General features: G+C 68.9%; 25 protein-coding genes and 1 riboswitch. Of the genes, 9 read left to right on the top strand and 16 right to left on the bottom strand.

All coding sequences use genetic code 11. The features are described from left to right. Nucleotides 1-29 precede the first annotated feature (29 nt). The 6 genes from ITP53_RS12565 to ITP53_RS12540 form a co-directional block, all read right to left on the bottom strand. Nucleotides 30-1097, bottom strand: a complete 1068-nt coding sequence (locus ITP53_RS12565) for a glycosyltransferase (RefSeq protein WP_195895533.1) — start codon at nt 1095-1097, stop codon at nt 30-32. Continuing rightward, nucleotides 1094-1888: a hypothetical protein gene (locus ITP53_RS12560; RefSeq protein ID WP_195895532.1), complete on the bottom strand. Its 795-nt coding sequence runs from the start codon at nt 1886-1888 to the stop codon at nt 1094-1096. Before ITP53_RS12560 ends, ITP53_RS12565 begins: the two co-directional genes overlap by 4 nt. A gap of 148 nt (nt 1889-2036) precedes the next feature. Next, nucleotides 2037-4142 carry a (Fe-S)-binding protein gene (locus ITP53_RS12555; RefSeq protein WP_195895531.1) on the bottom strand — a complete coding sequence of 702 codons (2106 nt, stop codon included), beginning with the start codon at nt 4140-4142 and terminating at the stop codon, nt 2037-2039. A 138-nt stretch (nt 4143-4280) separates the two neighbouring features. Then, entirely contained in the window at nt 4281-4862 is a 582-nt protein-coding gene (locus tag ITP53_RS12550; protein ID WP_195895530.1) for a TetR/AcrR family transcriptional regulator, read from the bottom strand. Nucleotides 4863-4965: 103 nt separating this feature from the next. Beyond that, nucleotides 4966-5742 (bottom strand): class I SAM-dependent methyltransferase, encoded by a 777-nt coding sequence (locus tag ITP53_RS12545; RefSeq protein WP_207755889.1) that lies wholly within the window; start codon nt 5740-5742, stop codon nt 4966-4968. Then, nucleotides 5739-6548: a sugar phosphate isomerase/epimerase family protein gene (locus ITP53_RS12540; protein WP_195895529.1), complete on the bottom strand. Its 810-nt coding sequence runs from the start codon at nt 6546-6548 to the stop codon at nt 5739-5741. Before ITP53_RS12540 ends, ITP53_RS12545 begins: the two co-directional genes overlap by 4 nt. Before the next feature lie 111 nt (nt 6549-6659). Between ITP53_RS12540 and ITP53_RS12535 the strand changes: the two genes are divergently transcribed. Genes ITP53_RS12535 through disA form a run of 5 tightly spaced genes read left to right on the top strand, consistent with a single transcriptional unit; the run spans nt 6660 to nt 10643 of the window. Continuing rightward, nucleotides 6660-7361, top strand: a complete 702-nt coding sequence (locus ITP53_RS12535; RefSeq protein WP_195895557.1) for a class I SAM-dependent methyltransferase — start codon at nt 6660-6662, stop codon at nt 7359-7361. A 41-nt stretch (nt 7362-7402) separates the two neighbouring features. Beyond that, the gene (locus tag ITP53_RS12530; protein WP_195895528.1) at nt 7403-7771 is read left to right on the top strand and encodes a MerR family transcriptional regulator; all 369 of its coding nucleotides are present in this window, start codon (nt 7403-7405) and stop codon (nt 7769-7771) included. Nucleotides 7772-7773: 2 nt separating this feature from the next. Next, a complete protein-coding gene (trxA, locus tag ITP53_RS12525; protein ID WP_207755888.1) occupies nt 7774-8079 on the top strand; it encodes a thioredoxin in 306 nt (101 codons plus the stop codon). Nucleotides 8080-8118: 39 nt separating this feature from the next. Further along, on the top strand, nt 8119-9525 hold the full coding sequence (gene radA / locus ITP53_RS12520) for a DNA repair protein RadA (RefSeq protein WP_195895526.1): 1407 nt from the start codon (nt 8119-8121) through the stop codon (nt 9523-9525). 41 nt (nt 9526-9566) lie between these two features. Further along, a complete protein-coding gene (gene disA / locus ITP53_RS12515; protein WP_195895525.1) occupies nt 9567-10643 on the top strand; it encodes a DNA integrity scanning diadenylate cyclase DisA in 1077 nt (358 codons plus the stop codon). A 101-nt stretch (nt 10644-10744) separates the two neighbouring features. Here the strand turns inward: disA and ITP53_RS12510 are convergent, their stop codons facing one another. Then, a complete protein-coding gene (locus ITP53_RS12510; RefSeq protein WP_195895524.1) occupies nt 10745-11251 on the bottom strand; it encodes a GNAT family N-acetyltransferase in 507 nt (168 codons plus the stop codon). Between the two features lie 149 nt (nt 11252-11400). Further along, the gene (locus ITP53_RS12505; protein ID WP_195895523.1) at nt 11401-12075 is read right to left on the bottom strand and encodes a hypothetical protein; all 675 of its coding nucleotides are present in this window, start codon (nt 12073-12075) and stop codon (nt 11401-11403) included. A 78-nt stretch (nt 12076-12153) separates the two neighbouring features. Between ITP53_RS12505 and ITP53_RS12500 the strand changes: the two genes are divergently transcribed. After that, nucleotides 12154-13029: an A/G-specific adenine glycosylase gene (locus ITP53_RS12500; protein WP_195895522.1), complete on the top strand. Its 876-nt coding sequence runs from the start codon at nt 12154-12156 to the stop codon at nt 13027-13029. A 158-nt stretch (nt 13030-13187) separates the two neighbouring features. Here ITP53_RS12500 and ITP53_RS12495 read toward each other — a convergent pair whose 3' ends face one another. After that, complete coding sequence (locus tag ITP53_RS12495; protein ID WP_195895521.1) at nt 13188-13565, bottom strand: cupin domain-containing protein; 378 nt, start codon at nt 13563-13565, stop codon at nt 13188-13190. 60 nt (nt 13566-13625) lie between these two features. Between ITP53_RS12495 and ITP53_RS12490 the strand changes: the two genes are divergently transcribed. Then, the gene (locus ITP53_RS12490; protein ID WP_195895520.1) at nt 13626-14090 is read left to right on the top strand and encodes a MarR family winged helix-turn-helix transcriptional regulator; all 465 of its coding nucleotides are present in this window, start codon (nt 13626-13628) and stop codon (nt 14088-14090) included. A gap of 177 nt (nt 14091-14267) precedes the next feature. On the opposite strand, the gene ITP53_RS12485 is transcribed toward ITP53_RS12490, so the two are convergent. The 6 genes from ITP53_RS12485 to ITP53_RS12460 all read right to left on the bottom strand — a co-directional run bounded on the left by ITP53_RS12485 (nt 14268) and on the right by ITP53_RS12460 (nt 22971). Beyond that, on the bottom strand, nt 14268-15206 hold the full coding sequence (locus tag ITP53_RS12485) for a TIM barrel protein (protein WP_195895519.1): 939 nt from the start codon (nt 15204-15206) through the stop codon (nt 14268-14270). 524 nt (nt 15207-15730) lie between these two features. Then, nucleotides 15731-18232 (bottom strand): ATP-dependent Clp protease ATP-binding subunit, encoded by a 2502-nt coding sequence (locus ITP53_RS12480; RefSeq protein WP_195895518.1) that lies wholly within the window; start codon nt 18230-18232, stop codon nt 15731-15733. Between the two features lie 1224 nt (nt 18233-19456). Further along, nucleotides 19457-19789, bottom strand: coding sequence for a histone-like nucleoid-structuring protein Lsr2 (locus ITP53_RS12475; protein ID WP_195895517.1), 333 nt, complete (start codon nt 19787-19789; stop codon nt 19457-19459). 515 nt (nt 19790-20304) lie between these two features. Beyond that, on the bottom strand, nt 20305-20793 hold the full coding sequence (locus tag ITP53_RS12470) for an RDD family protein (RefSeq protein ID WP_195895516.1): 489 nt from the start codon (nt 20791-20793) through the stop codon (nt 20305-20307). Between the two features lie 110 nt (nt 20794-20903). Then, nucleotides 20904-22316, bottom strand: coding sequence for an RDD family protein (locus tag ITP53_RS60230; RefSeq protein ID WP_195895515.1), 1413 nt, complete (start codon nt 22314-22316; stop codon nt 20904-20906). Between the two features lie 97 nt (nt 22317-22413). Beyond that, nucleotides 22414-22971, bottom strand: a complete 558-nt coding sequence (locus ITP53_RS12460; protein ID WP_195895514.1) for an amino-acid N-acetyltransferase — start codon at nt 22969-22971, stop codon at nt 22414-22416. A 275-nt stretch (nt 22972-23246) separates the two neighbouring features. Further along, nucleotides 23247-23397, top strand: a riboswitch (cyclic di-AMP (ydaO/yuaA leader). An 83-nt stretch (nt 23398-23480) separates the two neighbouring features. On the opposite strand from ITP53_RS12460, the gene ITP53_RS12455 reads away from it, so the two are divergent. After that, nucleotides 23481-24437, top strand: coding sequence for a C40 family peptidase (locus tag ITP53_RS12455; RefSeq protein WP_328814383.1), 957 nt, complete (start codon nt 23481-23483; stop codon nt 24435-24437). A gap of 99 nt (nt 24438-24536) precedes the next feature. Here ITP53_RS12455 and ITP53_RS12450 read toward each other — a convergent pair whose 3' ends face one another. Beyond that, nucleotides 24537-24749, bottom strand: a complete 213-nt coding sequence (locus ITP53_RS12450) for a LuxR C-terminal-related transcriptional regulator (RefSeq protein ID WP_195895512.1) — start codon at nt 24747-24749, stop codon at nt 24537-24539. Between the two features lie 184 nt (nt 24750-24933). Here ITP53_RS12450 and ITP53_RS12445 point away from each other — a divergent pair, with 184 nt between their 5' ends. After that, nucleotides 24934-26133 carry a cytochrome P450 gene (locus tag ITP53_RS12445; RefSeq protein ID WP_236050751.1) on the top strand — a complete coding sequence of 400 codons (1200 nt, stop codon included), beginning with the start codon at nt 24934-24936 and terminating at the stop codon, nt 26131-26133. The last annotated feature ends 10 nt before the right edge of the window (nt 26134-26143 follow it).

Raw genomic sequence — 26143 nt, 5'->3', positions numbered from 1 at the left:
GGACCGCGTCCAGCGAGCGGCCGCTCGGCTCAGCGAAGGCCGGCGATCAGCTTCTCCCACTGGTCGGCCACCTCGCCGGCCTCGTGCCGCAGGGCCGTGTCCAGCGCGCCCGCCGCCAGCGAGCGCCGCCTGCGCTCGTCGTCGATCAGCGCCAGCAGCGCCGACGCGAAGAGCCGCGGCTCCTCCTCGGCCTCCGGCACCAGCACGCCGTTGTAGCCCGTGGCCACGAACTCCGCCGGCCCCCTGGCCCCCTCGAAGGCCACCACGGGCACCCCGCAGCCCATGGCCTCCAGCACCGTCATGCCCAGGTCCTCGGTCCGTGAGGTGCTGGCCACGATCGACGCCTTGGCGAACTCGCCCGCCAGGTCCTGCGTGGTGCCCATGAAGTAGACGTGGTTGTGCAGGTCGAGCTCGCGCACCAGCGCGCGCATCCGCCGCTCCTCTGGGCCGCCGCCGTAGAGCCGCAGCCGCCAGTCCGGCCGCTTGTCCGCCACGATCGCGAACGCCCTGATCAGCCGGTCATACGCCTTCGCGGGCACCCACCTGCCCCCGGCGGCCACGATCCGGTTGTCCATCCGCGAGCGCGGCCATGGGCCATCGGGCAACGCGTCCAGCACGGAGTGCACGGCGGGCCCGCCGTCCAGCAGCCTGCCCCATTCCTCCTGGGCCGACTCCGTGGCCGTGACGACGGCGTTCAGGCGCGGATAGAAGCGTTTGACGGGTCCGGGGACCGTGGGCCGCCCCCACTCCCTGGCGATCTTCAGCATCTCGCGCGGCGCGTGCCTGGCGGCGTGCACGCCGAGACCCGGCCTGGTCGTGATCAGGACGTCGGACTTGAGTCCGCGCAGCATCCGCCACAGCGCCACCTCGGTGCGCACCTGGCCGTGCGGGAGCAGGTGCCTGACCCCGGGCCTGACGTCGACCACGCTGCGCATGGTCACGCCGGGCGCGACGGGGAAGAACGGCTTGTCCTTCTGCCGCCTGACGCTGATCACCTCGACGTCGTGCCGGTCCGCCAGCGCCGAGGCGAGGTTGAGCGTGGCGCGCGCGTCGCCGCGCATGCCGTACGCGGAGGCGAGGACCAGGCTGACCTTCATCCGCCCACCTCGATCCGCAACTCGTCGTCTGCGGTGTAGCCGGGCCTGATCGGCACGCCGTCCACCTCGACCGACGGGTAGTGCAGCCGCCTGCGCTTGCCGTCGACGTCGTCGAGCCTGGAGCCCAGTCTGAGCGGCGCGGGCACGTCCTGGACCGTCAGCGCGGGCTCCCAGGTGCCCGAGGCGTCGGGGTCGGCGGCGACCACGTCGACGAGCGACACGGCCGCGTGGAAGCGCACGCCCTGCACGGTGGCCGTGGCCGACACCCGCGCCTGCGTCTGCCTGCGGTCCAGGGTCAGCACGGCCTCGTGGCGGGAGTCGTCGTCCTCCAGGCCGGTGTAGGCCAGCAGGCCCATCACCTCGAAGCGGCCCTCCCTGAACCAGATCGCCCGCACCTCGGCCACCGGCTCGGCGTCGGAGATCTTCAGCGCCAGATAGCCGTTGCGGGTGCGGTAGGAGCGGTAGGCGAGGGTGCGTTTGCACAGCGTGTACGCGTCGAGGTGGTCGAGCGAGAAACCCGGGTCGACGCTGCGCAACCTGCTGCGCTTGCCGGCCCGCCGCAGGTACGCGTCCCACCTCCCGGCGCTGAGGTCGAGCGGCGCCAGCGAGACCGCCAGCGTCGCCTCACGCGCACGCGCCCCCGGCGTGCCGAGCAGCACGTCGCGTTCGATTCCCGTGGTGCGATGCCTGAGCACGAGCTCGGTGCCGTCTTCCAGTGGTTCGTCGATGGCCAGTCGAAGGGAGAGCACATCCGCCAGGGTGACCTCGGCGTCGGTGACGACGACGCCCATCGCGAGCCCCCTCCCCGTCGAATAGAGCCATGCGACGTTGAGGTTACCGTGATTTTCCCGTTATGTGGATGCCAGATTTCTCGCGATCACACCCGTTGACATGCGAAACTCCTCCACACGGCGTGTCGAGGAGTCCGACTTTCAGCGGTCAGGAAACCCCTTTGACAGATTTGATCAAGAGCTGGGCCACGTCCACGACCTCAAGCGACTCCTTGGCTTCGCCGGTGTTCTTCTTCTCGTTGATCGCGTCGCCGAGCATCACCATGCAGAACGGGCACGCGGTCGACACGGTGTCGGGATCGGTGGTCAGCGCCTCGTCCACGCGCTCGGTGTTGATGCGCTTGCCGATGCGCTCCTCCATCCACATGCGCGCGCCGCCCGCGCCGCAGCAGAAGCCGCGGTCCTTGTGGCGGTGCATCTCCTGGGTCCGCACGCCGGGGACCTTCGACATGATGTCGCGGGGCTGGGAGTAGACCTTGTTGTGGCGGCCGAGGAAGCACGGGTCGTGGTAGGTGATCTTCTCCTCGATCGGCGTGACCGGGGTGAGCAGACCCTCCTCGACCAGCTTGGACAGCAACTGGGTGTGATGCACGACCTCGTACGTGCCGCCGAGCTGCGGATATTCGTTGGCCAGCGTGTTGAAGCAGTGGGGGCAGGTGGCGACGATCTTCTTGACGCCGGCCTCGTTGAGCGTCTCGATGTTCTGCTGGGCGAGCATGTTGAACAGGTATTCCATGCCCAGCCGGCGGGCCGGGTCGCCGGTGCACGCCTCCATCGGGCCGAGCACCGCGAACTTCACGCCCGCGATGTGCAGCAGCTCCGCGACGGCCTTGGTGGTCTTCTTGGCCCGGTCCTCCAGCGCGCCCGCGCAACCCACCCAGAACAGGTATTCCGCGTCCTCGGGCATCTTGTCCTCGACCAGCTCGACCTCGAAGTCGAGATCCTCGATCCAGTCGGCCCGCTTCATCTCGGACATGCCCCAGGGGTTGCCCTTGTTCTCCAGGTTCTTCACCATCACGCCCGCCTCGGACGGGAACGACGACTCCACCATCACCTGGTAGCGGCGCATGTCGAGGATGTGGTCGATGTGCTCGATGTCCACCGGGCACTGCTCGACGCAGGCGCCGCAGTTGGTGCAGGACCACAGCACGTCGGGGTGGATCACGCCCTCCTCGCCGACGAGCGGCTTCTCCAGCAGCGCCAGCACGTCGGTGTCCGTGTGCTCGACACCCCCCGCGGCCGCCATCAGGTAAGGAGCCGTCTTGAACGCGTGGTCGCGCTGGTCGAGGATGAGCATCTTCGGCGAGAGCGGCTTGTCGGTGTTCCACGCCGGGCACTGCGACTGGCAGCGGCCGCACTCCGTACAGGAGTAGAAGTCCAGGAAGCCCTTCCACGTGGTGTCGCCGATCTTGCCGCGCCCGAGCCGCTCCGGGTCGAGGTCCTCGTCCTCGAAGTCGACCGCCTTGCCGTCCACCCGCATCTCCGGTGCGGCGCCCATGCCGTCGGGGCGGCGGGAGAAGAGCACGTTGAGCGGCGCGGTGAAGATGTGCAGGTGCTTGGAGTTCAGCACGATGATCAGGAACACCAGCATGAAGCCGATGTGCAGGAGCAACGCAATCTCCTCGAGCAGCGCGCTCCCTGGCAGCGCGTCACCGAGCGCGAGCGAGACGAACGCGCCGGAGGAGTAGGGGAAGTTGCCGTTGGCGGCGGCGGCGCCGCGGGCCAGGAACAGCGTCCAGATGATGTTGAAGATCATGAACAGGACGAGCCACGCGCCGCCGAGGTGCGAGCCGGAGAAGCGCGAGTCGCGGCCTAGCGTCTTGGGCGAGTTCCTGACCCGGATGACCGCGAAGGCGACGAGGCCGAGCACGCAGGCGACCGCGATGAAGTCCTGCAGAAAGCCGAGCACGCCCCAGGTCCCGATGAGCGGGATGTGGAAGTCGGGCGTGCCGGTGATCGCGCCCTGGATGATCGCGCCGTACGCCTCGACGTAGACGGTCAGCAGGATGAAGAACGCCCACATGACGAAGAAGTGCGCAGTGCCTGAAGGCGTCCACTTGAGCAGCTTCTTCTGCCCGAACACCTCGACGAGTTGCGCCTTGAGCTCGCCGGCGGCGTGCGTCTTCGCGTACGCGATCCGCTCGGGCGCGGGCGGGCCCACGGTGGCGAGCTTGTACAGGAACAGCGCCCTGCGGCCGGCTACGGCCACCGCCAGGACGGTCATGACGAGCCCGATGATGGCTACCCAGAGCACGGGGTCCTCCCACAGACGACGTTGGCTGTCAGCGTACGGTCACCGCTTCGCAGGCCTTCTCCCCGAATCCTACCCATGGGTAACATTTCCGGGGTACGCGACATACCCTAAGGTCACCGACGTGCACAGAACAATGCTCTAGCCGGTGAAGTACCTCTGGACGGTCGGCGCCAGCAGCTCCACCAGTTCGTCGTGGGTCGCACTGGCCAGCGGCTCCAGCTTGAGCACGTAACGACCCATGACCACGCCGAACATCTGCGCGAACGCCGCCTCGATGCGCAGATGCGGCACCCCGAGCGCGTCGGCCACCTGGTTGAGCAGCGCGTTGGTGATGAACCCGCGGAACATCGCGGCGGCCTGCTCGTTGGTCATGGCCGAGCGGAGCAGCGCCACCATCGGCTCGCGGGTCTCCGGCGAGGCGGTGGCACGCAACAGCAGGCGCACCATCCGCTCGCCGATCTCCTCGCGCGGGCCGCCCTCCAACAGCAAGGTTAGAACCTCTTCGGGGTTGATCGGCAACCGCATGGCCGCTGCGAACATCCCCTCCTTGGTCGAGAAGTAGTGGTGGACCAGGGCGGGATCGACCTCGGCCTCCCTGGCGATGCCGCGCACGGTCGCCCTGTCGAACCCCTTCTCCGCGAACACCCGCCGCGCCGCCGCGAGGATCTCCCCCCGTGTGTCGGCCGCCCCGGGCCGGCGTCCGGCACGACGCGCGCTCATGGCCTCACTCCGTGAGGCGGGCTCGGTCGCCTCACGCCGCCGCCTTCCCCCGCTCTGGTCGCTGCGCTCCCGCCGCTCCTCCAGGCGACGGCACTCCCTCGCGTCACCTGCCCACCGCCAGATAGACCCTCATGGGGACAGAAAGCAGGCCCTCGGGGAACTCCGCGCGCAGCTCCGCTCGCTGGCGGTCGACCAGGTCGTCGGCCGCCTCCAGGGAGAGCGCCGCCATGTAGGAGTGGGAGCGCAGGTCGAGGAGGAGGTCCTCGATGCCGATCAGCCTGGTCCATGGGATCCAGCGCTCCTCGACCACCTCGAAGGCCGCGGCGATGGGCGGCACCGACCACTGCTCGACGGCCGGCCCGCAGTAGGCGGGGACCTCCTCGGCCAGCCGGGCCTCGTAGGCGGCCAGCCAGTCCGCCGCGGCGGCGTGGTTGAAGTTCCAGCAGCCCACGATCGAGCCCTCCGGCCGCAGCACCCGCCGGGCCTCGGCGATCGAGGCCACGGGGTCCAGCCAGTGCCACGACTGCGCGTACGTCACCAGATCGGCCACCCCGTCGGCCAGCGGCAGCGCGTTGCCGTCCGCGAGCACCGCCGCGAGGCCGGGCACGCCCTCCTCCTCCGCCGCCCTCGCCACCAGACGGGCCAGCATCTCCGCCCCCGCGTCCACCGCGATGACCTGCGAGCCGCGCGCCCTGAGCGCCCGCGTCAGTATCCCCGTGCCCGCCCCGACGTCGATCGCGGTTGCGCCGTCGAGGTCGATGCCGGACACCTCGCTCAGCGCCCTGAACACCTCGTCGGGATAGGCCGGCCGGCCCGCGTCGTAGGTGTCGGCCACCCGGTCGAACACCCGTCCCAGATCCTCGATGGGACCTCCGCTCATGTGGACGCCGCCAGGTGCAGCCGGGCGAAGGCGAGGCCCTCGGCGAGATCGTCGATGCGCTCGGTGCGGCTGGCCGCCTTGCGGGTGTTGATCTCCAGGACCACCAGCCCGGTGTAGCCGCCACCGGCCAGGCGCTCCAGCATCTGGGCGCACGGCTGGTTGCCCCGGCCTGGCACCAGGTGCTCGTCCTTGTTGGTCACGCCGAGCCCGTCGGCCAGGTGCAGGTGGGCGAGCCTGTCACCGAGCTTGTCGGCCATCTCCATGGCGTCCGAGCCCGACACGGCCGTGTGGGACAGGTCGAGGGTGGTGTGAGGGAAGTCGTGGTCGACCGGGTCCCAGCTGGGCGAGTAGGGCACCACGTCGTTGCCCCTGGCCCGCAGCGGGAACATGTTCTCGACCGCGAACTTGACACTCGTCTCATCGCGCATCCTGCCCAGGCCCGTCTCGAAGTCGCGCGCGTAGTCGCGCTGCCACCGAAACGGCGGGTGGACCACGACCGTCGAGGCGCCCAGGCGTTCGGCCGCCTTCTGCGCCTTGACCAGCTTGGCCCAGGGGTCGCGCCCCCAGACCCGCTGCGTGACCAGCAGGCAGGGCGCGTGAATGGCGAGGACGGGCACCTGGTAATGCTCTGAGAGCCGCTCGATCACGTCGATGTCCTGGCTCACCGGGTCGGCGCCGACCATGATCTCCACGCCGTCGTAGCCCAGGCGCGCGGCCAGTTCGAACGCGTCGGGAGTGCGTTCCGGATATACCGAAGCAGTGGACAATGCGATCTTCGCATTGGGCACGCGGATGACATCAGCCACGCTGCCAGCCTAAGCCGGAGAAGCCGATCTGGCGCGCGAGCCCCTGTGGTGAGCCACGTCTCAGCGGCTCGTCACAGGTGGCGGGGCGCTTACCGTTGGGGCATGCCCCGTATGGCGACACGCATAGCGAAGGGTGCGATCCCGAGCCCGAACATCTGGCACACCCCCCAGATCTACGAGCTGGAGAACCGCGCCGTCGATCCCGAGGGCGCGGTCGGCGCGGCGATGCGCGAGGTGCGCGCTTGGGACGGCGCCACCGTGCTCGACATCGGCTGCGGCACCGGCTTCCACCTGCCGCTCCTCGCCTCCGAGGCGGCGCGGGTGATCGGCGTCGAGCCGCACGGCGACCTGGCCGCGCTCGCCCGCCGCCGCTGCGCCGGGCTGGCCGGCGTAACGGTGCACGCCGCGGCGGCCCAGGACCTGCCGCTGCCCGACGCGTCGGTGGACGTGGCGATCGCGCGGTGGGCGTACTTCTTCGGCCCCGGCTGCGAGCCGGGGCTGCGCGAGCTCTCCAGAGTGGTACGCCGAGGCGGCGCGGCCTTCGTCGTCGACCTGGACGCCACGCGGGGGTCGTTCGGTCGCTGGTTCTCCAACACCGTGCCGGCCTACTCCGCGCGGGAGGTCGAGGCGTTCTGGGACCGTCAGGGCTGGCAGCGGCGGCCGCTGAACCTCAGGATGGCGTTCGAGCGGCGGGCGGACCTGGAGGCGGTGCTGCGCATCGAGTTCGCGCCCGAGGTGGCCGAGCAGGCCATCGCCGAGACGCCCGGCCTGGAGCTCCCCTACCCGAACGTGCTGCGCTGGCGCCGATACTGAGGCTTGACATTGACGTCGGTGTCAACGTTTACCGTGGTCGTATGCGCATCGGAGAGCTGGCGGAACGCACGGGGGTGAGCACCCGTTCGATCCGTTACTACGAGCAGAACGGGCTGCTCAGCTCCCGGCGCGGGCCCAACGGCTATCGGGAGTACACCGAGGAAGACGTCAGGCTGGTGTCCGAGATCCGGGCCCTGCTGAGCGTCGGCTTCACCCTGGCGGACACCCGGCCGTTCGTCGACTGCCTGCGCAGGGGGCACAGCACGGGCGGCTCGTGCGCCGAGTCCGTCGAGGTCTACGAGCGGAAGCTGACCGAGATCGACGAGGAGATCCGCATCCTGCTCGCCCGCCGCGCCGAGGTGGCCGCCCAGCTCGCGCAGTCCTGCCCGGGCTGCTTTGTAAGGGGATGAAAATGATCACTTTGACCACGGACAACTACGAGGAGCAGGTGCTCAAGAGCGACAAGCCGGTGCTGGTCGAGTTCTGGGCCGAGTGGTGCGGGCCGTGCCGGATGGTGGGCCCCGTACTGGAGCAGATCGAGGCCGAGCACGGGCTGACCGTCGGCAAGCTCAACACCGACGAGAACCCCGAGATCATGACCAGGTACGGCGTCATGGCCGTGCCCACGATGCTGCTGTTCGAGAACGGCGAGCCGGTGAAGCAGATCATCGGGGCCAAGCCCAAGCGCATGCTCGTCTCGGAGCTCGGCCTGGCGTAGCTTCCCAGATTGTCGGTTCCCCCCTATAGCCTGCTCCGCATGGCCAAGACTGCCCAGAAACCCGGATACCGCTGCGCCGAGTGCGGTTGGCGCACCACCAAATGGGTGGGCAGGTGCGGCGAGTGCCAGGCGTGGGGCACGGTCGACGAGGAGGGCGCGCGGGCCGGGGTCAGCGTCGTCCAGGGCGGCGCCACCACCGCGCCCGCGCTGCCGATCGGCCAGGTCAAGGCCGAGGTGGCGATCGCGCGCACGACCGGCGTGAGCGAGCTCGACCGGGTGCTCGGCGGCGGCCTGGTGCCGGGCGCGGTCGTGCTGCTGGCCGGCGAGCCCGGCATCGGCAAGTCCACGCTCCTGCTCGAGGCCGCGGCCCGCATCGCCGAGCGCGACACCGTCCTCTATGTGACGGGCGAGGAGTCGGCCGCCCAGGTGCGCCTGCGCGCCGACCGCATCGGCGCGATCCAGGACGATCTCTACCTCGCCGCGGAGAGCGAGTTGTCCGCCCTGATCACCCACGTGGACAAGGTCCAGCCCAGGCTGCTGGTCGTCGACTCGGTGCAGACGGTCGGCTCGGCCCAGACCACGGGCGTGCCCGGCGGGGTGACGCAGGTGCGCGAGGTGGCCGCCAACCTGGTGCGGCTGGCCAAGGAGCGCGATCTGGCGACCGTGCTCGTCGGCCACGTCACCAAGGACGGCTCGATCGCCGGCCCGCGCACGCTGGAGCACCTGGTCGACGTCGTGCTCAACTTCGAGGGAGACCGGCACTCCAGGCTGCGCATGGTGCGCGCGATCAAAAACCGGTTCGGCCCCACCGACGAGATCGGCTGTTTCGATCTGCACGAGCGGGGCATCGAGGGCATCACCGACCCGAGCGGCCTGTTCGTCTCCCGGCGCAGCGAGCCGGTGCCGGGCACCTGCGTCACGGTCACGGTCGAGGGCACCCGCCCGCTCCCCGCCGAGGTCCAGGCCCTGGTGGCGCGCACGGACGCGCAGCAGCCCAGGCGCACGTCGTCCGGTCTCGACACCTATCGCGTGCAGATGATCCTCGCGGTGCTGGAGCGGCGGCTCAACGCCCGACTGGGCGGCTGCGACGTGTTCACCGCGACCGTCGGCGGCATCAAGCTGGCCGACCCGGCGGTGGACCTGGCGGTCATGCTCGCGGTGGCCAGCGCCGCCGGGGACAAGCCGCTGCCCGCCGGTCTGGTGGCCCTCGGAGAGGTGGGGCTGGCGGGAGAGCTGCGCCCGGTCAAGGACGTACGCAGGCGGCTGACCGAAGCGGCCAGGCTGGGTTTCAAACGGGCGCTCGTCCCCTCCGGATCCCTGGAAGAAGGCGGCCGCCGACGTAACGGACAGCGTTCACTGGTGCCTGTGGGGCCGGTGGCGTTCGCACCCGGATTCGAGGTGGTTCAGGCGGAGAACGTCTGGGACGCTCTCACGCACGTCACATAGCACGGCTAAGCTGAGCGGTGACCGATCGACACGGGGGTCAGGTGGATAGGAGTCTGGACGACCGCCGTCGCGAAGCCCTGGCCGCTGTGGCCCCGGGCACACCTCTGCGCGACGGCCTCGAGCGGATCCTGCGCGGGCAGACCGGCGGGCTGATCGTGCTCGGCTACAACAAGGTCGTCGAGGAGGTCTGCAGCGGCGGTTTCGAGCTCGACGTCGACTTCTCCGCCACCAGGCTGCGCGAGCTGGCCAAGATGGACGGCGCCATCGTGGTCAGCGACGACCAGAAGATCGTCCGCGCCGCCGTCCACCTCGTGCCCGACCCGTCCATCCCCACCGACGAGTCAGGCACCCGCCACCGCACGGCCCAGCGCGTCGCCAGGCAGACGAGCCTGCCCATCATCGCCATCAGCAAGTCGATGCGCATCATCGCCCTCTATCTCGACGGCATCCGCTACGTCCTGGAGGAGTCCGCGGCCATCATGTCCAAGGCCAACCAGGCCCTGGCCACCCTTGAGCGTTACAAGCACCGCCTGGACGAGGTCTCCGGCACCCTCTCGGCCCTGGAGATCGAAGACCTCGTCACCGTGCGCGACGTGGCCGCGGTGGCGCAGCGCCTGGAGATGGTCCGCCGCATCTCCGACGAGATCAAGGGCTACGTGGTGGAGCTGGGCACCGACGGCCGGCTGCTGTCCCTGCAACTGGACGAGCTGGTGGCCGGCGTCGACTCCGAACGCGAGCTCGTCATCCGCGACTACCTGCCGACCCAGGCGGGCCGCCGGCAGAAGCGCCTGACCGAGGCGATGCAGGATCTGGACAAGCTGTCCGGCAACGAGCTGCTCGACCTCGCGATCGTGGCCCACGTCCTCGGCCACAACGGCACCGACAAGCTGGACAGCCCCGTCAGCCCCCGGGGCTTCCGCCTCCTGGCCAAGGTCCCCCGCCTGCCCGCCACCGTGGTCGACCGCCTGGTCAACCACTTCGGCGGGCTGCAGAAGCTGCTGGCCGCCAGCATCGACGACCTGCAGGCCGTCGGGGGCGTCGGCGAGTCGCGGGCGCGCAGCGTCCGCGAGGGCCTCTCCCGGCTCGCCGAGTCCTCCATCCTCGAACGCTACGTGTGAGACCGGGGGACCGGCGGCGGCGCACCACCGCCGATCCCGAGGGGTGGTACTACCGCCGATCCCGAGGGCCGGCGGCGCACCGCCGCCGGCCCCTAGAGTGGTTACCGCTGGACCGCGACGTACCGGGCGGTGTTCCGCTCGGTGTCGGTGTGCGATCGCCGGTAGCCGGCCTTTTCCAGGACGCGGATCGAGGGCATGTTCGACGACTCCACGTCGGCCTGGACCGTGTGGACGTCCGGCGCGGTGAAGGCGAACTCGGTCAGGGCACACGTGGCCTCGGACGCGTAGCCACGCCCGCGCCTGGAGGCCACGACGCCGTAACCGACTTCGAGTACGCCGTCGGCGGGCGGCCAGAACAGGCCGATCGAGCCGACCACCAGGCCGCTGTCGCGCTCGACGATCTGACGGTGGCCGTACTCGCCCAGCCAGGCGGGGTGCTCGGCGAACAGGCCGGCGATGACGTGATCACCTTCCGCGGGGAAGTCGCCGGCCCAGTGTGACGGCCGGGCGCCGTCCAGGACGGCGCTGACTTCGCCGGCGGTCCACGACCGCAGGATGAGGCGGTCGGTGGTCAGATCGGTGCCGGTCACCGAGTAGAAAACAGACAAGACAGACTCCTGGTCGTTCGTACGACCCGGGCCGCGCTTCAGCCTCGCGCGGACCGGACAAGGGCATGCTGATGACGGCTACCGGCAGCCATATTCATCAACCCCCTCGTCACGTCTTGTGCTTGTACGCCGCTGCGATGCTATCGCTTCTACCGCAGGTGGAAGACGCCCTTGGTGCTGCGCAGCCTGCCCATGCGCACGGTGGTCACGTACGTGCCGGGCAGCGCCGTCTCCGGCCTGGTGCGGCAGTCGGAGCTGGACCGGCGCCGGTCCCACTCCAGCGACCGGACGTAAGGCACCCCCCGCTGCAGCTGCTCGACCTCCGAGCCCGAGCCGCTGACGCAGTCGGAGGTGGACCAGATGCGGTCGGCCCCCGAGGTGATGCGGATCTCCATCGCCCGCGGCCCCACGTCGGCCGTGCACATCACGGGTCCCGTGTTCACCAGGGTGATCAGGAAGGCGGGCCGGGAGCCGCCCGAGTAGATCTCCTCCTTGCCGCCCCGGAGGCTGAGCACGAGGTCCTCCTCCGCGCACGGCTGCCCCGGCCGCTTGGGCCGGGCGCTCGGGGACGCCTTCGGGGTCACGCTCGGGGTCGGCGAAGGACTGGCCGTGCCCATGGCGAGCGTACGCAGCCCCAGCAGCGGATCGGGGGTGGGCGTGGCGCTCGATGACGTCTGCGCGCTGGACGTGCGCTCCGGCCCGCTGCCCCCGCTGGAACACGCCCAAGCCACAACGGCCACCACGACGAGCACCGCTACCAGGACGCTCATCCGCCGCCGCCAGTAGACGTCACCGCCGTCGCCACGCATCGTATCCGGATCCATACGCTCAGCATGGTAATTGGATCTCCGCGACGAGTGACGACACGCCGACGCCCGCCATCTAGGCATACCCTTGACCGCGTGGTTGAGCCGAACCTCCTACACACCCCCGTTCTGGCGTGGTACGACGACAACGCCCGAGACCTCCCGTGGCGTGCCGGGGACGCGACCCCGTGGGGCGTGCTGGTCAGCGAGATCATGCTGCAGCAGACCCCCGTCGTCCGCGTCCTGCCCGTCTGGCACGACTGGATGACCCGGTGGCCGGACCCCAAGGCGCTGGCGGCTGAGCAGCCGGGCGAGGCCGTACGCCACTGGGGCCGGCTCGGCTACCCCCGCAGGGCGCTGCGCCTGCACGCCTGCGCCAGGGCCATCACCGAGGAGCACGGCGGCGAGGTGCCGTCCGACCACGCGACCCTGCTCTCCCTGCCCGGCATCGGCGAGTACACCGCCGCCGCGGTCGCCAGCTTCGCGTACGGCGGCCGGCACGCCGTGCTGGACACGAACGTCCGCCGGGTCTTCGCCAGGGCCGTACGCGCGGAGGAATACCCGCCCACGGCCACCTCCGCGGCCGAGCGGCGGCTGGCGGAGGCGCTCCTGCCCGAGTTGGGCGCGGCCCGCTGGGGCGTGGCGGTGATGGAGCTGGGGGCGCTCGTGTGCACCGCCCGCGCCCCGCGCTGCGCCGACTGCCCGATCACCGACCTGTGCGCATGGCGGCTGGCCGGCAAACCGCCGCACGCCGGTCCCGCACGCAGGGGCCAGACGTACGCGGGGACCGACCGCCAGTGCCGCGGCCGCCTGCTGGAGGTACTGCGCTCAGCCCACGGCCCCGTCCCCAAGGCGGCCCTGGACGCCGTGTGGGACGACGCGCCACAACGCGAGCGCGCCCTGGACGGCCTCGTCGCCGACGGCCTGGCCGAGCCCCTCGCCGACAACACCTACCGCCTCCCCCACAACTAACCCACCCCAGCCGCCGACCACAGCCACCTCCGCAGCTCCGCCCGAGAGTGCGGGCACCCATCACGCCCATCTCGGCAGCGCCGCCCGAGGGTGCGGACAGCCGTCACGCTCGTTTCGGCGGTGCGGCCCGAGGGTGGGGCCGGCCTGGGCGCGTTTCGTCAGGCGATCCAGGGTGGGATGCCGTAGTCGGCTCCGTCGGGGGCCAGTGCTCGGGCGCCCGCTGGAGCGGTGACCACGGCGCTGTATCCGGCGGCGGGGTCGGCCAGCACGCGCCGCACCGTACGCGCGGGCATGACGACGGTATCCCCGGCGGCGACCTCGAACCGCTCGTCCCCCAACTCGACGACGGCCGCCCCGGCGACCCAGCTCCACACCTGCTCGCCGTCGAAGTCGTGCACCGGCCCCTCGGCTCCGGGCCGCGCGTCGACCCGCCACAGGGACCGCGAGGCCCCACCCTGCGTCGGTGAGGCGAACGTCGTCATGACCCCGCCAGGAGTCTCCGAACGCCGCGCCTCCGCGCTTCGAATGACAGTCACGCCTTGAACCCCCTAAGATAGGCAACTACGTTGTCCATATAGTTAACCAGGTTGTCTATCATGTCAAGCCAAGGCTTCGAACTGCCGCTACGCCTGCTGCTCGCGTTCAGGGTGCTGATCGACGAGCTCCACGCCGAGCTCGCCCGCCAGGGCCACCCGGAGATACGCCCGATGCACGGGTTCGTCATGCAGGCGATCGGCCCGGACGGCAGCACGGCGGTGGAGCTGGGCCGCGCGCTCGGCGTCTCGAAGCAGGCCGCGGGCAAGACCATCGACACCCTGGAACGCATCGGCTACGTCGAACGCACTCCGGATCCGCACGACACACGACGCAAGATCGCCCGGCTCACCCCGTACGGACTGGACGCGCTGAGCCGCTCGGCCCGCATCTTCGACGACCTGCGCGCCCGCTGGGCCGGTGAGCTCGGCGAGGACCGCTTGCAGGCGCTGGAGTCGGACCTGCGCAAGGTCACCCCGGCCAACCTGTGGCGCCTCGACACCCCAGGCTGGTTCGGCACGCTCTAGGCGGCAGCCGGAGGCCCCGTAAGGCACGCTCCAGGCGGCGAACCGGGGGCCCAGGGCCCGCGAGGCGCGCTCTAGGCGGCCAGCTGGAGACACAGGCGCCCTGGGCGAACTGGGGGCCCAGGCCCGTCAAGGCACGACCTGGGAGCGAACTGGGGCCCAGGCCCGTGAAGGCACGCTCTAGGCGGCGAGCTGGAGGCCCAGGCCCGTGAGGTTCGTACGGGCCCAGGCGAGCTCCTCGGCGAGCAGCGAGACCAGCGCCCCCGGCCCCTTCGCCCGGCCGGGCACGAACAGGTTGTGCGTCTCGACCTCGATGTGCGCGCTGCCGCTCACCGCCCCCGACAACATCGCCGTGAGCGTGTCGGTCAGCACCCCGCCCGTGCTCGGCGTCTCATCGGTGTGGTTGTGCACGTGCCCCAGCTTGACCACGGGCGCCCCGGCCGCGGCGAGCCCCCGCAGCGCCGCGCCGGGCTCCTCGGCCCCGCAGGCCAGGTGGCAGGCGTCCAGGCAAACGCCGAGGTGCTCGGAGTCGATGCCGCCCACCCGCTCCAGCGCCTGCTCGGTCGTCTCCAGCACACACCCGGGCCACGGCTCGAACCCGACCCTGATCGTCTTGCCTGTCACGCTGTAGATGCCGCGCAGCTCGCGCGCCAGCCGCTCCAGGCGGCGGGTGGCGATCGCGTTCAGGTCGGCGGGCCAGTCGCGGCGCCAGCCGATCGGGATCGTGGAGATGCTCCCGAACCGCACGTCCTCCGGCAGCAGGAACGCCAGGATCTTGGCCAGCGCCATGGTGTAGCGGTAGCGCTCGGGCTTGGCCCAGTCGGGTCCTGGCACCTCCTGGTTGCGCCCGCCCGTGCCGTTGAGGCTGACGACCTCGAGGCCGCGCTCCTCCAGGGAGCGGCGCAGGCGTACGAGCTCGATGCGGTCGGCCGTGAGATGGTCGGCGACGCTCGGGGAGAGCCACAGGCCGACGCCCATCCGCTCCACGCCCAGCCGCTTGCGCACCGGGACCGCGTAGCGGGTCAGATGGGCGATCAGGTTCTCCAGGTCCTCCGCCGGGTGGACACCCGCGTTGTAGGCGAGGTGAACGAGCGTTCCGTCATCGTGACGCAGGCGCATCGGTTCCTCCAGGGCTCTCTTGTGTGTTCCCGTCGCCCGCCTCGGACGTGGGCACCTGGCCGAGCATGACCGCTCTCGGGTGGCGCACGCGTCCGCCCTGAGTTGATTCCTCGCTACTCCCCAGGGAGCAGCCCCCAGACTGGAACACGCTCTTGCGACTCACTTGGCGAAGCTCTACGCAGTGTAGTACTACCTGCGGTGGTGAACATACCCCCGCTCCACCCGGCAATCGAGCGACGACAGCGTTCGGCCGCCCCAGAATGCCGGTGTACGCCTCCCATCGCCCCGGGCAGCGACTACCGCACGCACGGTGGACCCAACGACTTACCCCGACACCCCGAGCCGACTGAGGCCAGCTCAGCGCCCCCGAGCACGCCGGCACACCCTGACCCAGCCCCATCTCTTGGGAGGCCGATCCCTCCCGCACACCGCCCCTGGCGCCAGAACCGACGAACCCGGGCAAAAGGGAAAGCCCCTGTGTGACGAATCACACAGGGGCTTTCCGGCGAACCTGGGCTGAGCCCTCAGTGCTGGATCGGAGCCGCTATGGCCGCCGCCGAGTCCGGGATCGGCGACGCCGACTCGCCCCGGAAGGCGAACGTGGCGTTGTCGCCCTCGCCCTCGACCGTCACCTTGACGACCTGCCCCGGCCGGAGCTCGCCGTAAAGGATCTTCTCCGACAGGGAGTCCTCCAGCTCGCGCTGGATCGTGCGCCGCAGCGGACGGGCGCCCATGACCGGGTCGTAACCGCGGTCGGCCAGCAGCTGCTTGGCCTCGGGCGAGACGTCGAGCCCCATGTCGCGGTCCTTCAGCCTGGCGTCGACCTGGTTGAGCATCAGGTCGACGATCAGGATGATCTCCGCCGGCGTGAGCTGGTGGAAGACCACGATGTCGTCGACGCGGTTGAGGAACTCGGGCCTGAAGTGCTGCTTGAGCTCTTCCTGCACCTTGGACTTCATCCGGTCGTAGTTGGAGTCGGCGTCGTTGGACTTGGCGAACCCGACCCCGATGCCCTTGGAGATGTCCTTGGTGCCGAGGTTGGTGGTCATGATGATGACCGTGTTCTTGAAGTCCACCACGCGGCCCTGGGCGTCGGTCAGGCGACCGTCTTCCAGAATCTGCAGCAGCGAGTTGAAGATGTCGGGGTGGGCCTTCTCGATCTCGTCGAACAGGACCACGGAGAACGGCTTGCGCCGCACCTTCTCGGTGAGCTGGCCGCCCTCCTCGTAGCCGACGTAGCCGGGAGGCGAGCCGAACAGCCTGGAGACCGTGTGCTTCTCCATGAACTCCGACATGTCCAGGCTGATCAGAGAGTCCTCGTCACCGAAGAGGAACTCCGCCAGCGCCTTGGACAGCTCGGTCTTACCGACACCGGAGGGACCCGCGAAGATGAACGAGCCGCCGGGACGCCGCGGGTCCTTCAGACCGGCGCGGGTGCGCCGGATGGACCGCGACAGGCCCTTGATGGCGTCGTCCTGGCCGATGATCCGCTTGTGGAGCTCGTCCTCCATGCGGAGCAGGCGCTGCGACTCCTCCTCGGTCAGCTTGAAGACCGGGATGCCGGTGGCGGTCGCCAGGACCTCGGCGATGAGGTCCGAAGTGACCTCGGCCACGACGTCCATGTCGCCGGCCTTCCACTCCTTCTCCCGCCGCTCGCGCTTGAGCTGGAGCTGCTTCTCCTGATCGCGGAGCGCAGCGGCCTTCTCGAAGTCCTGCGCGTCGATCGCGGACTCCTTGTCGCGACGGACGTTGGCGATCTTCTCGTCGTATTCGCGCAGGTCCGGCGGAGCGGTCATCCTGCGGATGCGCATCCGGGAACCGGCCTCGTCGATGAGGTCGATCGCCTTGTCGGGCAGGTAGCGGTCGCTGATGTAGCGGTCGGCCAGCTGCGCGGCGGCCACCAGCGCGTCGTCGGTGATGGACACGCGGTGGTGCGCCTCGTAGCGGTCGCGCAGGCCCTTGAGGATCTCGATCGTGTGGCTGAGCGACGGCTCGGCCACCTGGATCGGCTGGAACCGGCGCTCCAGCGCCGCGTCCTTCTCCAGGTACTTGCGGTACTCGTCGAGTGTGGTCGCGCCGATCGTCTGCAGCTCGCCGCGGGCCAGCATCGGCTTGAGGATGCTGGCGGCGTCGATCGCGCCCTCCGCGGCGCCCGCACCCACGAGCGTGTGCAGCTCGTCGATGAACAGGATGATGTCGCCGCGCGTGCGGATCTCCTTGAGCACCTTCTTCAGGCGCTCTTCGAAGTCGCCGCGGTAACGGGAGCCGGCGACCAGGGCGCCGAGGTCAAGCGTGTAGAGCTGCTTGTCCTTCAGCGTCTCGGGCACCTCGCCCCTGACGATCTTCTGCGACAGGCCCTCGACGACTGCGGTCTTGCCGACGCCGGGCTCGCCGATGAGAACGGGGTTGTTCTTGGTCCTCCTGGAGAGGACCTGCATGACCCGCTCGATCTCCTTCTCGCGGCCGATGACCGGATCCAGCTTGCCCTCGCGGGCAGCCTGGGTCAGGTTGCGGCCGAACTGGTCGAGCACCAGGGAGGTCGACGGGGCCGACTCCTGCGGGCCGCCCGCCGCGGCCGGCTCCTTGCCCTGGTAACCGTGGAGCAACTGGATGACCTGCTGCCTGACACGGTTGAGATCAGCTCCAAGCTTGACCAGCACCTGGGCGGCCACACCTTCACCCTCGCGGATGAGCCCGAGCAGGATGTGCTCGGTGCCGATGTAGTTGTGGCCCAGCTGCAAAGCCTCACGGAGCGACAGCTCGAGGACCTTCTTGGCCCGCGGGGTGAACGGAATGTGCCCCGACGGAGCCGACTGGCCCTGGCCGATGATCTCCTCGACCTGCTGGCGCACACCCTCAAGGCTGATGCCGAGGCTCTCCAGAGCCTTGGCGGCTACGCCCTCACCTTCATGGATCAAACCAAGAAGAATGTGCTCAGTGCCGATGTAGTTGTGGTTGAGCATCCTGGCCTCTTCTTGGGCCAAGACGACAACACGCCTCGCTCGGTCGGTGAACCTCTCGAACATCTCGTCGCTCCTCACAGAGCGGTCAGTCAGGCCGGTAAATCCGGTCCCGTCATCCCGCATGCTAGCCCTGGCTCGGCGAACCGTGCCCACTGCCGCTGACACGCTCTATAGCAGAGACGTTCCCCGAGAGCAGGGCGTTCACCCTCCATCCAACTACTGTTCGGGGGTGACGTGTTCCCGATACGCCGCAAGCGAACGATGTTTGGGACGCTTCACCGAAGCGGCGTAAATTGCCACCGGCGGCGTACGCAGATCACACGGATCGGCCATCGGACGCTTGGGCGGAGCCGGCGGTGGGTCGCGCCTTCGCCCACGCATCACAGATGCCGCGTCCGTATCTGTTACGCAATCATCCTATGTGGCGACTCAATGATTGGCCAAGCCGACGGGCTACGCCGTCAGCACGGCACCGCGTGGACCGCTCATCCCGCACGGTATTCGCGCCGGCATCCGGTCAGCCGGATTACCGATCTCATCTCGCATCATGAGACTCATCGCCCTCGCAACGCGGCATTCGAGACACTCCACAACACTGGTGCGCCGCACATTCGCGGCACTCCGCGAACCGGTGCGGGACGGCATTCGGGTCGCTCGCCGTACTAGCGGTGGGACATCATTCGCGACCGCGCCGCACTTGCGGGGTCACCGCATTCCCGGCTCTCCCGCGCGCCACGCGGGTTTTCGTACGATCGCCGCGCCCTCCGGCGTACGAGATTGCCGGCCCTCACCGGTGACCCGGCATTCCACCCGCCCGGAGGACCGAGGATTCCGCGTGCCGACGGCGCCCGCGGTACTCGGCATTCTCCGCACTCCCGTATACCCGGCAATGTGCGCAGATCCGTAGACACACGGCATTCCGCGCCACACGCCCGGCGAGCCGGAGATCGCCGGCGGGGCTTAACGGCACGAGATTTGCGCCGGCGCGTCCCGTGAGCCCGTCTCATGAAACGCCGTTCCGGCGCAAGGCCCGGAGCGTACGTTCAAGGGAGTATGCCTGCCATTCGCCCGCACGGACGTGCGGCACGACCACATATACGGGCGCCCGCCGGTGAATCGGTGCCAGGATCGGAACCACACGGCCAAAACGCCCGCATATGGACAGGTCGGGAGATCATCTTCTGGGACGTCCAGGCATTCAAGAACGTCCAGAGACGATCATGCGCTTATGGCGGCCGCCGGGGTCCTAGGCGAACGGCATAAGCGCATGGTCGAGAGATGGCTCCCTTAGTGAGCCGCTTCGTACTTCTCCACGACGGTGGAGGCGATGCGGCCGCGCTCGCTCACCGGCAGACCGTGAGCCTTGGCCCACTGCCGGATCTCCGAGCTCTTCTCCCGGCTCATCGCGCGAGTGCCGCCCCGGCCACGACGACGCGTGGCCACGGCGCCCGCCCTGCGCGCATGCTGCACGAAAGGCGTGAGCGCGTCCCTCAGCTTCTTCGCGTTAAGGTCGCTGAGGTCAATCTCGTAGGAGGAGCCGTCAATAGCGAAGGCGACCGTCTCATTGGCCTCGCCCCCATCGAGGTCATCGATGAGAATCTCCTGGATCTGCTTGGCCATCTACGCAATCCTTTCGCGGAGCATTGTTTCATTCGCCTGCCCAAACATATACCCGGAAAGGCGTGGAGACAATTCAGCGCTACGGGGATTCGGCTGACTGGCCGATCAGTTCTGCCCCTCGGCCTGATCCTCACGGTTTCGGCGGCCTCCGACGGCCTCGGACCGGACCAACTTCACAACGCCAAAGATGAAGGCGCCGCCGACCACGACCGGGGGGATGAGCGCTGACAATACGTCTGTAAGGGCTTCCATTCGTCCTCGCCTCCACGGCTAGCGGGGTTTCGGGGGCGCATTATGCGCCCTGGATCGCGACCACGAGGGCGCGGCGCCCCACATGACACGCAAGGCGACAACCACCCGCACGCGACCATAGCGGCACACAGATGCCCTGCATGTGGCAGGGGCGCCAACATCCGGCGACCCGGACGTCCCATAGCCTAATGCCAGTCTCTCCAGGCTCCTTACCGGATCAAGCGAAAATTTTGCGAAAAGGCATCCGCCCAGGTGCGGAAGGCTCAGCGAAGATCTTTCACCACACGTGTTCCCGCCAGCCTGTCGTGCGGCCCCCGCTCCAGCGGCTTGTCGATCAGGATGAGCAAGCCGACGCCGAACAGCAGCATTCCGGCCACCAGATTGACGACCGGAATCCCCATCAGCATGACCGGGGCCGGATAGACCAGGGTCCGTTTCAGCGCGGCACCGCTCGGCAGGTCCGCCGGAGCCAGGCGAATCCTCATGATCGCCTTGCCGAACGTCCGTCCGTGACGGGAATGAGCCTGCCAGTCGTACACCGCATAACCCAGCCCGGCCACCAGCCACGCGCAAACGCCGGGCAGTCGGCCCTCGAAGACCTCCAGAACCCCAACAGTTCGAAAGATGGCCCACAGTGCGATGAACAGAATGTAATAGAAGATCCCGAAGACGAGTGCTTCAATCAGCCGGGCGGCCAGCCGTTCCCACCATTCCGCGGGCAGCGCGCCCGCCAACGGCGCGGTCCCGGCCATGAGCCCCACCTCGCGTCATCGACGGCTGAGATCTCCATTCTGGTACGCCCACGCGGACAAAACACAGGGACCGGCGGGAAGCCGGCCCCTGGTTTCACCCGTCGCGAGGGCTACTTGATCTTCACCACCACAGTGCCCGCGAACTTGTCCGCGAACGTCTGCTGCAACGGCTTGTCCCACAGCTGCGAGGCGCCGTTCAGACCGCAGGCGACGCTGGCGAGCAGGCCCCCGACCACGGGCAGGAAGTAGAGGACGTAGCCGCCCCACGTCACGAGCGCCCGCTTGGCCGACGCGTCGGTGGGGATGCCGCCCGGAGGCACGTGGCCGCCGACCTGCACGACCTTGATCCCCATGATCATCTTGCCGATCGTCTGACCCTTCATCTTGTGCATGAAGAAGTCGTAACCGACGTAGACCACGGTCAGGACGAGCGCGGTCAGGATGTTGACGACGGTCGAGCTGAACAGCCCCGATTCGACGCCGGTGGACGAGTTGTAGGTCGCGACGAAGATGAGGCTGAAGATGAGCGTCACCAGGAACATCACGATGCCGAACAGGACTCCGTCGACGATCCTCGCCACCAGGCGCTGCCACCACTCCGCCAGCGGGGCCGGCGCACCCGGCGGCTGCACGCCGACCGGCCCGTAACCGGGCTGGCCGTAGGGCGCCTGGCCGTAGCCTGCCTGCTGCGGCTGCCCGTATGCCTGGCCGTACTGCTGCTGGTCGCCGTACTGCGGCTGGCCGTACTGCTGCTGCTGGCCGTAGCCGGGCTGGGTCTGCTGACCGTAGCCCTGCTGGCCGTACTGCTGCTGACCGTACTGGCCCTGCTGACCGTAGCCCTGCTGACCGTAGTCGGGCTGGGACTGGGGCTGCTGGCCGTACTGCTGTTGCTGGCCGTAGTCCGGTTGGGACTGGGGCTGCTGGCCGTACTGCTGTTGCTGGCCGTAGTCCGGTTGGGACTGCGGCTGCTGGCCGTACTGGGGTTGCTGGCCATAGCCCTGCTGGCCGTAGTCGGGCTGGGACTGGGACTGGGGCTGCTGGCCGTACTGCTGTTGCTGGCCGTAGCCCGGCTGGGACTGCGGCTGCTGACCGTAGTCCTGCTGGCCGTACTGGGGTTGCTGGCCGTACTGCTGTTGCTGGCCGTAGTCCGGCTGGGACTGCGGCTGCTGGCCGTATTGGGGTTGCTGGCCGTAGCCCTGCTGGCCGTACTGGCCGGACTGCGGCTGCTGGCCGTATTGGGGCTGCTGGCCCTGCTGGGGTTGCTGGCCGTAGCCCTGCTGCCCGTGTTGGGGTTGCTGTCCGTACTGTTGCTGCTGTCCGTACTGCTGCTGCTGGCCGTAGCCCTGCTGCTGCCCGTACGGGGGTTGTCCGTAGGCGTCGTCCGCCCGGTAGCCGACCACAGTGGCGTCGGGATCGGGCTCGCCGGGGTGGCGGCCCGGGTACTGCTGCCCGTAGTCCGGCGTGCCAGGCGCAGAGTTCTCGCCGGAATCGTCCTGTGGATACGGCGGCTGTCCGGTGCTCACCGTGTCACCTCGCTTCGAGTGCGCATGTGGCACGTGTCAGGACACATGCCTGTGCTGCCCAACGTATCGACATAGGTATCAACAATCACCTTTCCATCTAGTCAAGGTCCGCGTCACCCGATGTCAGATGCAGCAGCATGCGGGTGTTGCCCAGGGTGTTCGGCTTGACGTGTTCCAGGTCGAGGAACTCCGCCACACCCTCGTCGTACGAGGCCAGCAGTTCCGCGTACACCTCGGGTGAGACCGGGGTGCCCTGGATCGGGCGAAAACCATGCCTCGCGAAGAAGTCGACCTCAAAAGTTAGGCAGAATACACGTCGCAGACCCAAATCTGTCGCCTGCTGGATGAGCGCCGAGACGATCCGGTGGCCGACGCCCATGCCCCGGCACCCCGGGTCCACGGCCACCGTGCGAACCTCCGCGAGATCCTCCCACAACACGTGGAGCGCGCCACAGCCGACGACCCGCCCACCCAACTCGGCCACCCAGAACTCCTGTACGTCCTCGTACAGCGTCACCGTGGCCTTCTTCAGGAGCCGGGACCCCGCGCCCGAGTAGGCGTCGACCAACCGCCTGACCGTGCGAACGTCAGGCGTTCGGGCACGCCGGACCATCACCGCGGTCTCCGGCGTCGTCAGTTCCGCCACCTGCTCCATGGCCCTCCAGAGTACAGACGTCATTACGGCTCAGCCCTAACTCCCATGTCTGGGCCCATCCTGTGACATCTCGTGGCCGGGCGAGCACAGAGGCGGCATGATCCTTAGTTTGGCGGAAACCACCGACAATGAGGACATAAAGTCTCTTCTGTACGCGCACCACCGAGATCACCTTGTGACCCTTCAGTTGCGAAACCTCTACAGACTCGGCAGTTCTGGTTGAGCAGGAACCCGGAGTGCATTAGTGTCCAGCGACGATGTTCCCCGCGTATCTAGCGGGAGACACGCCCAATTCCCGCGAGGGAAGCCGGGGAACCGCCGGTGGCGCGCTCGACACGCCACCACTGGGGTGAATCCGAGTCATTCGGTAGGGCTGCTCCGGCCCGAACCCGTCAGCTAACCCGGTAGGCGTCGACGAGAGGAGCTGCTTGGTGAAGCGCACGCGCAACCGTGGGGGGAAGTCGGCGGGCAAGCACGCCCGCCCTCCGGAACGGGGTCGGCGCCTTGGTGTGATTGGTCTCACAGTCGCCGCGCTCCTGTTCGCCGTCCCCGTCGGCTCGGCTGCCGCGGATCCGAAGCCCACGCTCAACGAGCTCGCCAAGCAGGTCGAGGGCATGCACACCGAGATCGAGACGCTGAGTGAGCAGTACAACGGTCAGCGCGAGAAGCTCAAGACCGCTCAGAAGGCCGTGGACGCCGCACAGAAGACGCTGGCGACCAGTGAGACCGATCTGGCCGCCAAGCACGCGAGAGCGTCCCTGCTGGCCCAGAACGCGTACATGTCGGGCGGGCTGAACAAGGCGCTGGCATTCGCGTCGGCCAAGGACCCCGAGACGTTCCTGGATCGCGCCGCGACCACATACGCGCTGGAGCAGCAGCAGGGCGAGCAGGTCAACCAGCTCACCAAGGCCATGGACACCGCCGCCCGCGCCAGGGCCGGCGCCAAGGCGCGCATCGAAGAGGTCAAGAAGATCGTCTCCGACCTCGAGTCCAAGCGCGACAAGATCACCAAGCTCGTGGCGAAGGTCGAGAGCAACCTGTTCAAGCGGGCGCTCGGGCAGGCCGGGCAGTCCGGCAGCCGTGCCGTGCGCGTCAACCTGCCCATCCCCGGTGACGGCAAGGCCGCCGCGGCCGCGCGGTGGGCGCTCTCCCAGCAGCTCAAGCCGTATGTGTGGGGCGCCGAGGGACCCAGCTCGTACGACTGCTCCGGCCTGGTCATGGCGGCCTTCCAGCGGGTGGGCATCTCGCTGCCGCACTACACCGGCGACCAGTGGACCGCGGGCAGGCACATCTCGCGGACGGAGATGCGACCGGGTGACCTGGTGTTCTTCTACGGCGACCTGCACCACGTCGGCATCTACCTGGGCGGCGGCATGATGGTGCACGCCCCGCAGACGGGCGACGTCGTACGCATCGCGTCGATCGGCAACCGGCCGTTCGCGGGTGCGGTGCGCATCGCGGACTGAGCGGGCACCCGCCCTCCGAGCCGTCCCGCCCGCGAGCCCTTGTCGTGGCCGCCGCGAGCCCTCCGGGCCGTCCGCCGCGAGCCGGCCGCGTGCCCGCCGCTAGATCAGCTGGCGGCGGGCCGCCCAGGCCACGGCCTCGATGACGGTGGCCACGCCGATGCGGTCGCAGATGCCGCGCAGTCTCCGGCGCACCGTACGTCCGCTGATATCCAGACGTCTGCCGACTCGATCGACGGTGACTCCCTTGGCCAGCTCCGCCAGCAACGCCAAATCCGCATGGCTCAACTCAACGCCTTCAGTGAGCACATCCATCGGGAGCCCTCCCCCCAACAGCAGAACTCGGACCGCACAACGGGCAAAAGCCACTCGTCTCGGAGAAGGTAAACGCCTCATGGAAAGGTCGTCAAGCACAACAATCGCCTCTCTTGACGACTCCAATTGACATGATCCCTTATATGTGACGTACTCGGCATATGTCGCCACTCTCTGGCGCGCGATGAGCGATCTCACCGAGCCGTCCGGCGTGCCGGATCCGTCGTCGATGAGCGCGGCCGACCTCCTGGGCTTCGATCCGTTCGATCCGGAATTCCTGCGCGAACCGTACGCCCGATATCGGGAGTTGCGGGCGTGTGGCGCCATCTTCCGTACGCGGGCGGGGTTGCTCGTCGCGACCACGTACGAGCTCTGCGCGGCCATGCTGCGCGACCCGCGTTTCGGGCACGCGACGGGCTCTCAGGACGACAGGACCCCAGACCGGCCGGTGGAGTCGTTCCTCCGGATGGACCCGCCCGACCACACCAGGCTGCGCGCCCTCGTCAGCCGGGCGTTCACCCCGCGGATGCTCGAACGGCTCCGCCCGCGCGTCGAGGCGATCACCGCCGAACTGATCGCCGGACTGCCGGAGGAGGCCGATCTCGTCTCCGGCTTCGCCCATCCGCTGCCTGTCAGGGTGATCAGTGAGATGCTCGGGGTGCCGCCGGAGGACGACGAACGGTTCCGCGGCTGGAGTGAGGTCCTGGCCCGCGGCCTTGACCCGATGTTGACAGACGACCTCATGTCGGACACCGAGCGGGCAAGAAGCGAGTTCCGCGACTACTTCCGCGGACTCGTCGCGATCAGGCGGGAGCGGCCGGGCGACGACCTCCTGAGCGCCCTGGCACAGGTCGAGGAGCTCACCGAACCCGAGTTGCTGGCCACCTGCGTGCTGCTGCTCGTGGCCGGCCACGAGACCACCGTCAACCTCATCGCCAACGGAGTGCTCAACCTCACCAGGCACGGCCTGCTGGCGTACGCCGCCGAGCGGCCACGCCAGGTGGTGGAAGAGGTGCTCAGGTACGATCCGCCGGTCCAGCTCACGTCCAGGGTGGCGCTGGCGGACCTGACGCTGGGTGGCGTGCCTGTGCAGAAGGGGCAGGCCGTGCTCGGGCTGATCGGCGCGGCCAACCGCGACCCGGCGGTCTTCCCTGAGCCCGACCGTTTCGACGTGACCAGGGAGCCCGGCAGACACCTCGCCTTCGGCCTCGGCATCCACTTCTGCCTGGGGGCGACGCTGGCCAGGATGGAGGGCGAGATCGCGCTCTCCGCCCTGGCCGCCGCGGCTCCCAAGCTGGAGCTGCCGGACGCCGCGCCGCCGTACAAGGAGAACCTGGTGTTGCGCGGGCTCGCGGCGCTGCCCGTCCGGCTCAAAAGCCGGTAGCCACCGACGC

Source organism: Nonomuraea cypriaca, from assembly GCF_015645445.1.
GTDB classification, from domain to species: Bacteria; Actinomycetota; Actinomycetes; order Streptosporangiales; family Streptosporangiaceae; genus Nonomuraea; species Nonomuraea cypriaca.
This window is presented reverse-complemented; position numbering and strand designations above follow the sequence as displayed.